At 70.8% G+C, this 9,152-nt stretch carries 10 protein-coding genes and 1 riboswitch; of the genes, 5 read left to right on the plus strand and 5 right to left on the minus strand.

Annotated elements, in window-relative coordinates; translation table 11 throughout:
* Together AB0K36_RS34020 and AB0K36_RS34025 are read right to left on the minus strand one after the other, a co-directional pair.
* Positions 1–556, minus strand: a 556-nt coding sequence (locus AB0K36_RS34020) for a 3-hydroxyacyl-CoA dehydrogenase NAD-binding domain-containing protein (protein ID WP_364601578.1), incomplete at its 3' end; no start/stop codon positions are given.
* Between the two features lie 405 nt (positions 557–961).
* Positions 962–1,576 carry an AAA family ATPase gene (locus AB0K36_RS34025; RefSeq protein WP_364601590.1) on the minus strand — a complete coding sequence of 205 codons (615 nt, stop codon included), beginning with the start codon at positions 1,574–1,576 and terminating at the stop codon, positions 962–964.
* 207 nt (positions 1,577–1,783) lie between these two features.
* A riboswitch (glycine riboswitch) is annotated at positions 1,784–1,880 on the plus strand.
* A gap of 148 nt (positions 1,881–2,028) precedes the next feature.
* Between AB0K36_RS34025 and gcvT the strand changes: the two genes are divergently transcribed.
* The 4 genes from gcvT to AB0K36_RS34045 all read left to right on the plus strand — a co-directional run bounded on the left by gcvT (position 2,029) and on the right by AB0K36_RS34045 (position 6,420).
* Positions 2,029–3,144 carry a glycine cleavage system aminomethyltransferase GcvT gene (gene gcvT, locus AB0K36_RS34030; RefSeq protein ID WP_364601580.1) on the plus strand — a complete coding sequence of 372 codons (1,116 nt, stop codon included), beginning with the start codon at positions 2,029–2,031 and terminating at the stop codon, positions 3,142–3,144.
* A gap of 79 nt (positions 3,145–3,223) precedes the next feature.
* On the plus strand, positions 3,224–3,598 hold the full coding sequence (gene gcvH, locus AB0K36_RS34035) for a glycine cleavage system protein GcvH (protein ID WP_159686883.1): 375 nt from the start codon (positions 3,224–3,226) through the stop codon (positions 3,596–3,598).
* A gap of 22 nt (positions 3,599–3,620) precedes the next feature.
* On the plus strand, positions 3,621–4,880 hold the full coding sequence (glyA, locus tag AB0K36_RS34040) for a serine hydroxymethyltransferase (protein WP_364601582.1): 1,260 nt from the start codon (positions 3,621–3,623) through the stop codon (positions 4,878–4,880).
* A gap of 154 nt (positions 4,881–5,034) precedes the next feature.
* On the plus strand, positions 5,035–6,420 hold the full coding sequence (locus AB0K36_RS34045) for an L-serine ammonia-lyase (protein WP_364601584.1): 1,386 nt from the start codon (positions 5,035–5,037) through the stop codon (positions 6,418–6,420).
* A 66-nt stretch (positions 6,421–6,486) separates the two neighbouring features.
* Here AB0K36_RS34045 and AB0K36_RS34050 read toward each other — a convergent pair whose 3' ends face one another.
* Complete coding sequence (locus AB0K36_RS34050) at positions 6,487–6,702, minus strand: EF-hand domain-containing protein (RefSeq protein WP_005311639.1); 216 nt, start codon at positions 6,700–6,702, stop codon at positions 6,487–6,489.
* Between the two features lie 102 nt (positions 6,703–6,804).
* Between AB0K36_RS34050 and AB0K36_RS34055 the strand changes: the two genes are divergently transcribed.
* A complete protein-coding gene (locus tag AB0K36_RS34055) occupies positions 6,805–7,443 on the plus strand; it encodes a GNAT family N-acetyltransferase (protein ID WP_364601586.1) in 639 nt (212 codons plus the stop codon).
* A gap of 57 nt (positions 7,444–7,500) precedes the next feature.
* Here AB0K36_RS34055 and AB0K36_RS34060 read toward each other — a convergent pair whose 3' ends face one another.
* A complete protein-coding gene (locus AB0K36_RS34060; RefSeq protein WP_364601588.1) occupies positions 7,501–8,124 on the minus strand; it encodes an ADP-ribosyltransferase in 624 nt (207 codons plus the stop codon).
* A 495-nt stretch (positions 8,125–8,619) separates the two neighbouring features.
* Entirely contained in the window at positions 8,620–9,123 is a 504-nt protein-coding gene (locus AB0K36_RS34065; RefSeq protein WP_364601592.1) for an ATP-binding protein, read from the minus strand.
* Between the last annotated feature and the right edge of the window lie 29 nt (positions 9,124–9,152).

Here is a 9,152-nt window from a genome sequence, read left to right on the forward strand (position 1 = left end):
GGCTGACGTCCTTGAGGACGACGTCGTAGCCGGCCTTGGCCGACACGTAGGCGATGCCGGCGCCCATCATGCCCGCGCCCAGCACACCGATCTTCTTGATCTCCTGCTTGGCGATGCCCTCGGGACGCGAGGCGCCGCCATTGATGGCCTGCAGGTCCAGGAAGAACGCCTGAATCATGTTCTTGGCGGTCTGACCGATAGCCACCTCTGAGAAGTAACGGCTCTCGATGCGGCTCGCGGTGTCGAAGTCGACCTGCGCACCCTCGACAGCGGCGTCCAGGATGGCCCGAGGTGCCTCAAACGCCGGCGAGGCTGGATGTGCCTCCCTCCGGCGGAGGCCTGAGCAGCCTGCGAAGGCTTGAGCCGCCGCAGGAGGGTCCAGAACCTGGCCGGCGAAGAGCTCGGCCGCGGCAGGCGAGTCCGAAAACGCCCATCGGCGAAGTCCGAGCTCCTTGCCGGCCGACGCAGGCGAGCGCAGCCGGCCCAGCAGGAGCCGCCGACGCAGGCCGGCGCCGCCGAGGAGGCAGGCGCCGCCACCGAGACCGGAAAACCCCACCGGCCGGAGCCTGACGCAGGCGAACGCCGCCGACGCACACGCCCCGCCGGCCAGGCAAACGCCGCCGGCCAGATCTTGTGGAGCGAGATCAGCCGTCCGGGCGCACCCCCCACGGCGCGGTGGGCTGTGGGTAGGAGATGGAGGGCACCGTGCGGGCGCGCGGTGCGGGGGGCCTCCGGGGGTCCGGCCGCGGCGGGCCAGGCGCGAGGGCGCGGTTGGGTGTCCCCCACACGCCGCCAGGCACAGGGGAGCAACCCGGAATCACCGCACGCGGCGCGGTGCCAGGTCCGGGCAGGCCAGGCGCGAGGGCGCGGTGGGGGTCTCCCCACGCCGCCAGGCGTAGGGAGAGGAGCCCCCCGAAGAACACCGCATGCGGCGCGGTGCCCGGTCCGGGCCGGCCGGCCGCTACTCGAAGCCCAGTCGCCCCAGCGTCCCCGCCGCCTCGCGGTCCAGGAGGACCGCCGACGCGCAGCCGGCCGGCAGGCGGCCCGCCTCCGCGTCGGCGACCAGGCGGGACACGGCCCGGCGGTGGCGGGCGAAGGCGTAGCCGGAGACGCCGCGGCCCCGATCGCGCTGGCCCGCTCTCGCGACCTGGGGCGTCACGTCCAGCAGCACCAGGTGGAGGGACGTGCCGCGCCGTCGTGTCTCACGGGCGAGCCAGCGCCGCACCCAGGCCTGTGTGCCGCAGTCGTGCACGACGACGCTCTCCCCGGAGCGGAGGGCGCGCCGCAGCCCGGCGTAGTGGGCGAGCCGCACCAGCGGGCGGTAGACGGCGTACGGCAGGAAGCGGGGCGCGCGGGCGTCCCAGCGGTCCCTCGTGTCCTGCGAGTCGATGCCGAGGCCCCGCGCCGCGCGCCGGATCAGCGTGGACTTGCCGCTGCCGGGGAGGCCGGAGACGACCACCACGTCACCGGCGGCGAAGACGAGGCTGTGCGGGCTGCGCCCGGCCCGCTGCCGCAGGTCGCGCAGGACGGGCAGGGCGGTCGTCGCCGCTCCGGCCCGGGACGGGACGGCGGACATGCCCGGTGGCGCGGGCGCCCCCGTGGTCGTGGCGTATGCACCGGTCGGCTGCAACGTCGTCCCCCTCCCCGTGTCGGGTCATCCCACACCCTTGCCCATGAAGTGTAAAGAATTGGTAATACGGCTCAAGTGTTTTCAGGGCGGCCTCACGCTCCACTCTTCCCCGATGCGTGCAATGATGTGCGCGCCAACTCCATACCGGCCGCTTGAATCCACGCGGGAGAGTCCCTGCCACCTCTGTGGCGGGCGCCGAAGGAGCAAGTTCCTCCCTTGAATCTCTCAGGCCCCGTACCGCGTGTGATGAGGCAGATCTGAAAAGCGAGCCGCATTCGAGTGGCTCCACCCAAGGTGCAAGTCACGACTACCCGTACGCGTAGTCGGGGCGAACCTCTCAGGTTCCGATGACAGATGGGGAGGATTGTCCTCGCAGCCATGCCCTGGGAGCCACACCTATGAGCAACGCCCCCCGTCTGACCGCACTCGACGCCTTGCACAGGTCGCTGGGCGCGACCATGACCGATTTCGCCGGCTGGGACATGCCCCTGCGGTACGGCAGTGAGCGTGACGAGCACAACGCCGTCCGCACCAAGGCCGGGCTGTTCGACCTGTCCCACATGGGTGAGATCACCGTCACCGGTCCGCAGGCCGTCGACCTGCTGAACTACGCGCTGGTCGGCAACATCGGCACCGTCGGCCTCGGCCGCGCCCGCTACACGATGATCTGCCGGGAGGACGGCGGCATCCTCGACGATCTGATCGTCTACCGCCTCGGCGAGGACGAGTACATGGTCGTCGCCAACGCCGGCAACGCCCAGATCGTGCTCGACGCCCTCACCGAGCGTGCCCAGGGCTTCGACGCCACCGTGCGCGACGACCGTGACGCGTACGCGCTGATCGCGGTCCAGGGCCCGGAGTCCCCCGGCATCCTGAAGTCGCTGACCGACGCCGATCTGGACGGTCTGAAGTACTACGCGGGCCTGCCGGGCACCGTGGCGGGCGTCCCGGCGCTGATCGCCCGCACCGGCTACACCGGCGAGGACGGCTTCGAGCTGTTCGTCGAGCCGCAGCACGCCGAGAAGCTCTGGCAGGCGCTGACCGACGCGGGCTCGCCCGCCGGTCTGATCCCGTGCGGCCTGTCCTGCCGCGACACGCTGCGCCTGGAGGCGGGCATGCCGCTGTACGGGCACGAGCTGACCACGGCGCTCACCCCGTTCGACGCGGGTCTCGGCCGGGTGGTGAAGTTCGAGAAGGAGGGCGACTTCGTCGGCCGTGAGGCGCTCACGGCCGCCGCGGAGCGTGCCGAGTCGGCGCCCCCGCGCAAGCTGGTCGGCCTGATCGCGGAGGGCCGCCGGGTCCCCCGCGCCGGCATGTCGGTGGTCGCTGACGGCACGGTGATCGGCGAGGTCACCTCGGGCGCCCCGAGCCCCACTCTCGGCAAGCCGATCGCCATGGCCTATGTGGACGCGGCCCACGCCGCGCCGGGCACGCCGGGAGTCGGCGTCGACATCCGGGGCACCCACGAGCCGTACGAGGTCGTGGCGCTGCCGTTCTACAAGCGCCAGAAGTGATCCTCCGGGTGCCGGAAGTGATCGTCCGCACCCTCTTCCCGTTCACCAGCACTCCCCCGCGTACAGGAGAATTCAGGTCATGAGCAACCCCCAGCAGCTGCGCTACAGCAAGGAGCACGAGTGGCTGTCGGCCGCCGAGGACGGCGTGTCGACGGTCGGCATCACGGAGCACGCGGCCAACGCGCTCGGCGACGTGGTGTACGTCCAGCTCCCCGAGGTCGGTGACACGGTGACCGCGGGCGAGACCTGCGGCGAGCTGGAGTCCACCAAGTCGGTCAGCGACCTGTACTCCCCGGTCAGCGGTGAGGTCACCGAGGCCAACGAGGACGTCGTCAACGACCCGTCCCTGGTGAACTCCGCCCCGTTCGAGGGCGGTTGGCTCTTCAAGGTACGTGTCAGCGAGGAGCCGAAGGACCTGCTCTCCGCGGACGAGTACACCGATTTCGCCGGCTGACCAAAACCTTAGGGACCGAGTGATGTCGCTTCTCAACACCCCTCTCCACGAGCTGGACCCGGACGTCGCCGCCGCTGTCGACGCCGAGCTCCACCGTCAGCAGTCCACCCTCGAGATGATCGCCTCGGAGAACTTCGCTCCGGTCGCGGTCATGGAGGCCCAGGGCTCCGTCCTCACCAACAAGTACGCCGAGGGCTACCCGGGCCGCCGCTACTACGGCGGCTGCGAGCACGTCGACGTGGTCGAGCAGATCGCGATCGACCGGATCAAGGCGCTGTTCGGCGCCGAGCACGCCAATGTGCAGCCCCACTCGGGCGCGCAGGCGAACGCGGCCGCGATGTTCGCGCTGCTGAAGCCGGGCGACACGATCATGGGCCTGAACCTGGCCCACGGCGGTCACCTGACCCACGGCATGAAGATCAACTTCTCCGGCAAGCTCTACAACGTGGTCGCGTACCACGTGGACGACGCCACCGGCCAGGTCGACATGGCCGAGGTCGAGCGCCTCGCCAAGGAGTCCAAGCCGAAGCTGATCGTCGCCGGCTGGTCCGCCTACCCGCGCCAGTTGGACTTCGCGGCCTTCCGGCGGGTCGCCGACGAGGTCGGCGCCTACCTGATGGTCGACATGGCACACTTCGCCGGCCTGGTCGCCGCGGGCCTGCACCCCAACCCGGTGCCGCACGCCCACGTCGTCACCACGACCACGCACAAGACCCTCGGCGGTCCGCGCGGCGGCGTGATCCTGTCCACCGCAGAGCTCGCCAAGAAGATCAACTCCGCGGTCTTCCCCGGCCAGCAGGGCGGCCCGCTGGAGCACGTCATCGCGGCGAAGGCGGTCTCCTTCAAGGTCGCCGCCTCCGAGGACTTCAAGGAGCGCCAGCAGCGCACGCTGGACGGCGCCCGGATCCTCGCCGAGCGCCTGGTCCAGGCCGACGTGACCGAGCACGGCGTCTCCGTCCTGTCCGGCGGCACGGACGTGCACCTGGTCCTGGTGGACCTGCGCAACTCCGAGCTGGACGGCCAGCAGGCCGAGGACCGCCTCCACGAGGTCGGCATCACGGTCAACCGCAACGCCGTCCCGAACGACCCGCGGCCGCCGATGGTCACCTCGGGTCTGCGGATCGGCACCCCGGCGCTGGCCACGCGCGGTTTCCAGGACGAGGACTTCCGCGAGGTCGCGGACATCATCGCCGAGGCGCTGAAGCCGTCGTACGACGTGCCGGCGCTGCGCGCCCGCGTGACGGCCCTGGCCGAGAAGCACCCGCTCTACCCTGGTCTGTGACGGATCTCCCGTAACCGACCCGAACAAAACAAAAGGGGCACCGCGCACACTGGACCGTGCGCGCGGTGCCCCGCACCACGTAAGCACCACGCACACGCAATGCCTCTGCACCACCCGGCAGACAACGGCGTCTACCACCCACAAGGAGTTCCCCGTGGCCATCTCGGTCTTCGACCTGTTCTCGATCGGCATCGGCCCGTCCAGCTCCCACACGGTGGGCCCGATGCGCGCCGCCCGGATGTTCGCCCGGCGCCTGAAGAACGAGGGGCTGCTCGCCCACACCACGGCGATACGGGCCGAGCTGTACGGCTCACTGGGGGCGACCGGGCACGGCCACGGCACTCCCAAGGCCGTCCTGCTGGGCCTGGAGGGCAACTCTCCCCGGACGGTCGACGTCGAGAGCGCCGACGCGCAGGTCGAGCGGATCAAGGCGGACGGGCGGATCAACCTGCTCGGCGCCCACGAGATCGACTTCGACTTCGACGCGGACCTCGTCCTGCACCGCCGCAAGGCCCTGCCGTACCACGCCAACGGCATGACGGTCGTCGCCCGCGACGCCGAGGGCGCGACGCTGCTGGAGAAGACGTACTACTCGGTCGGCGGCGGCTTCGTCGTCGACGAGACCGTGCTGTCTCAGGAAGGCACGGCGGGCGACAACCCGATCGTCCCCGACGACACCGTCCTGAAGTACCCCTTCCGTACCGGTGACGAGCTGCTGCGCCTCACCAAGGAGACGGGTCTGTCGATCTCGGCGCTGATGCTGGAGAACGAGAAGGCCTGGCGCACCGAGGACGAGATCCGGGACGGGCTCCTGGAGATCTGGCGGGTCATGCAGGCGTGCGTCTCGCGCGGCATGTCCCGCGAGGGCATCCTGCCGGGCGGTCTCAAGGTCCGCCGGCGGGCCGCCACCACGGCCCGCAAGCTGCGCTCCGAGGGCGACCCGCAGGCCCTCGCCATGGAGTGGATCACGCTCTACGCGATGGCCGTGAACGAGGAGAACGCGGCCGGCGGCCGGGTCGTCACCGCCCCGACGAACGGCGCCGCGGGCATCATCCCGGCGGTCCTGCACTACTACATGAACTTCGTGCCCGGCGCCGACGAGAAGGGCATCGTCGACTTCCTGCTCGCCGCGGGCGCGATCGGCATGCTCTTCAAGGAGAACGCCTCGATCTCGGGCGCGGAGGTCGGGTGCCAGGGCGAGGTCGGCTCCGCCTGCTCGATGGCCGCGGGCGCGCTCGCCGAGGTGCTCGGCGGCTCCCCGGAGCAGGTCGAGAACGCCGCGGAGATCGGCATGGAGCACAACCTGGGCCTCACCTGCGACCCGGTCGGCGGCCTGGTCCAGATCCCGTGCATCGAGCGCAACGGCATGGCGGCGGTCAAGGCCGTCACGGCCGCGAAGATGGCGATGCGCGGCGACGGCAGCCACAAGGTCTCCCTGGACAAGGTCATCAAGACGATGAAGGAGACCGGTGCCGACATGTCGGTCAAGTACAAGGAGACGGCGCGCGGCGGCCTCGCGGTGAACATCATCGAGTGCTGACCGAGCCGCACGGGACATGGGAAGGCCCCCGGCGCGTGCCGGGGGCCTTCCCATGTCCCGTGGGGATCAGGCCTTGTTCAGGTGGGCCCAGAACTCGTCGAACGACAGGAGCTTGTCCTTGTCGGTGTCCTGTGCGGCGATCACGGCCTCGGCCACCGACTCGGTGACGTTCCAGTCACCCATCTGAGCCATGGCCGTCTTGTACTCGGCCGCGGTGATGAAGCCGTCGCCGTCCGCGTCGTAACGGTCGAACGCCTTGCGTGCTGACTCGATGTCCGCCACCGGTCCACCCCTTCTTGGTGCATTACTGACGGGGGTCAGATTATCGGCCCGCGTCGTCGATCATGGAGGCGAGGCCGGTACCCACGAACGGGGAGAGACGCGATGAGCGACGAACTAGGGCGGATCCTCGCCGCGGCGGCGCAGGGGCGGTTCCCGCCCGCGGACGGCGGTGTGACGGTGGTGGACCGGCCCGGTGCCCGTGACGAGGGCGTGGTGGCCTTCACCGCGCACTCGGTCGTCTTCACGGCCGAGGACCCGGAGTGGATACGGGCCGAACTGGCGGCCACCGCCTCCGACCGGCTGGCCGTCACCATGAACCCGGGATTCCTGGCCGCCCTGATGCGGCGCACCGGACGGTCCATGGACACCATCGACCTGGTGACGGTCGCGGAGGCGCTGCCCGGGGAGCCGGGTGTCGAACTGCGCGAGATCCAGGACCGCGAGCATCCCCGGGTGGTCGGCGCCCTCAAGCGCCGCGACGAGGTGCGGGTCTGGGCGGCGGACGGTGGAGTGCTCGTCCTCGGCCGGGGGCTGGCGGGCCGCTGGGAGGTGTCCGTCGAGGTCGACGAGGCGGCACGCGGCCGGGGCGTCGGCCCGAGGCTCGCCGTCGCCGCCCGGCATCTGGTGCCCGGGCCGGTGCTGTGGTCCCAGCAGTCGCCGGGCAACGCACGCAGCGTGCGGGCGTTCCAGCGGGCGGGGTTCCGGCCGGTCGCCTCCGAGGCGCTCCTCGCCGCACGGTGACGACGCGGGAACGCCGCCCGGGGCCGATCGGCCCCGGGCGGCGTTCTTCCGTTCATGTCACAGGCGCCAGGGCAGATAGTTCGGGTTGTCCCGGCACTCGCTCATGATCTCGCGCTTGGTCTGCTTGTCGACGGGGCAGGCGCCGACGATGAAGTCCCGGTTGATGCCGCCGGGGAAGGCCACCTCGACCTGGTCCGCCCACCGGTGGGTGTCACCGATGGTCTTGTTGACGTCGATGCCGCCGGGCGCGTCGATGTAGTAGTTCCACGCGCTCTTCCACTGCTTGTAGAGGTCGTGGTCGTAGGTCGTCGACACGAACGGAGACGGCTGGTTGACGAGGACGTACTTCTCGATGTCGTACTGGCCGGTCTGCGGCGCCTTCGGGTGGAAGCCCTGCTCGAAGATGATCTCGGGGGCGCGCCCGTCGGCCCGGTACAGCTGCTTGCAGTTGGTCCGGTACGACGGCGCCGGCGTGACCTTGTCGAGGTCCACGCTGCGGTCGGCGGCGGCGTGGAGCGGGTCGTCGACGACCGGGCAGGAGACGGCCGCGGCGGCGGCAGGAGCGACGGCCGGGGCCGCGGGGGAGGTTCCTGCGGCGGTTCCCGCCGCCGCGGGGACGAGGGTGGCGGCCAGGGCCAGCGTGAGCACGGCGGCCCGGCGCCGCGAGCGAGTGGTGATCATGGGGACACCATCCCGGTTCGCCGGCTCCGGGCCCCGGATCGTCACCCGCAGGTGGGCGAGTTGTCCATGTCCGGGCCGCCACCGCCGGCAGCCGCCCCTTCCTCGTCCGCCGTCCTCGGCGAACCGAAGACGGGACACAATGTCACCCAAAGACCCGAAGGGGCGAGGAATCACACCTCGACCGGGATAGTTATGCATGGAATGCCAGGCGAGTGGGTGAGCTCACCTACGATTCCTTGGCGATAACTCCCGTTCGAGGGCTTTTGTCCTCTTATGGGATTTTGGAGATGAGGCGTCCGTCTGTCATAGTCGATGACACGACCCCCATTGACCCGGGCCAGGTCGACATCAGCGGCCGTGGATACACCCCCCGATCCACGGCGCTCCACACAGAAGCCCCCGAGTCGCCGCCATCGCGGCGTACGGGGGCTTCTGTGCGTCGCGTCGCGGGCCCACCGGCGTCGGCGGGCGTCAGCGGTCCGGCATCGGCGGGCGTCAGCGGTCGGCGACCCGCATCTCGAACCAGGTGGTCTTACCGCGCGGCAGCAGGTCCACACCCCAGCGGTCGGCGAGCTTGTCGACGAGGAACAGCCCGCGGCCGCTGGTGTCCATCTCTGCGACGGGCATCAGACAGGGCAGCCCCCGGGACGGATCGCGCACCTCGATGCGGATCCAGCCGCGGCGGCGCAGCATCCGTAAGCCGAACACCCGCGCCCCGGTATGGCGTACCGCGTTGCCGACGAGCTCGGAGACGAGCAGGACCGCGTACTCGCCGGTCTGCGCCGGGAGCGCCCACTGGCGCAGCACCACGCACTGGGTGAGCCGGCGGGCGGTGGCGGCGGACTCGGGCCGGGACGGGAGGCGCACCTCCGCGTCGGTGGGGTTGCCGTACAACTCGACGGCCTTGAGGGCCTGTTCGTCGTCGGCGGCCGGTACCCACCGTGCGGCGGTCGCGCCGACGCGCTGCCGCGGTTGTCCCACACCTTCGAGGCCCGCCATGTCTCCATCATGGCCCCTGCCGCCCGTCC

It is taken from the genome of Streptomyces kurssanovii (assembly GCF_040677245.1).
Taxonomy (GTDB): Bacteria; Actinomycetota; Actinomycetes; order Streptomycetales; family Streptomycetaceae; genus Streptomyces; species Streptomyces kurssanovii.

What these genes read in the sequence shown, in the direction of transcription:
- AB0K36_RS34025 (WP_364601590.1), bottom strand. Translation starts at nt 1,576, where the DNA reads ATGTCCGCCGTCCCGTCCCGGGCCGGAGCGGCGACGACCGCCCTGCCC.
- gcvT (WP_364601580.1), top strand. Translation starts at nt 2,029, where the DNA reads ATGAGCAACGCCCCCCGTCTGACCGCACTCGACGCCTTGCACAGGTCG.
- gcvH (WP_159686883.1), top strand. Translation starts at nt 3,224, where the DNA reads ATGAGCAACCCCCAGCAGCTGCGCTACAGCAAGGAGCACGAGTGGCTG.
- glyA (WP_364601582.1), top strand. Translation starts at nt 3,621, where the DNA reads ATGTCGCTTCTCAACACCCCTCTCCACGAGCTGGACCCGGACGTCGCC.
- AB0K36_RS34055 (WP_364601586.1), top strand. Translation starts at nt 6,805, where the DNA reads ATGAGCGACGAACTAGGGCGGATCCTCGCCGCGGCGGCGCAGGGGCGG.
- AB0K36_RS34060 (WP_364601588.1), bottom strand. Translation starts at nt 8,124, where the DNA reads ATGATCACCACTCGCTCGCGGCGCCGGGCCGCCGTGCTCACGCTGGCC.
- AB0K36_RS34065 (WP_364601592.1), bottom strand. Translation starts at nt 9,123, where the DNA reads ATGGCGGGCCTCGAAGGTGTGGGACAACCGCGGCAGCGCGTCGGCGCG.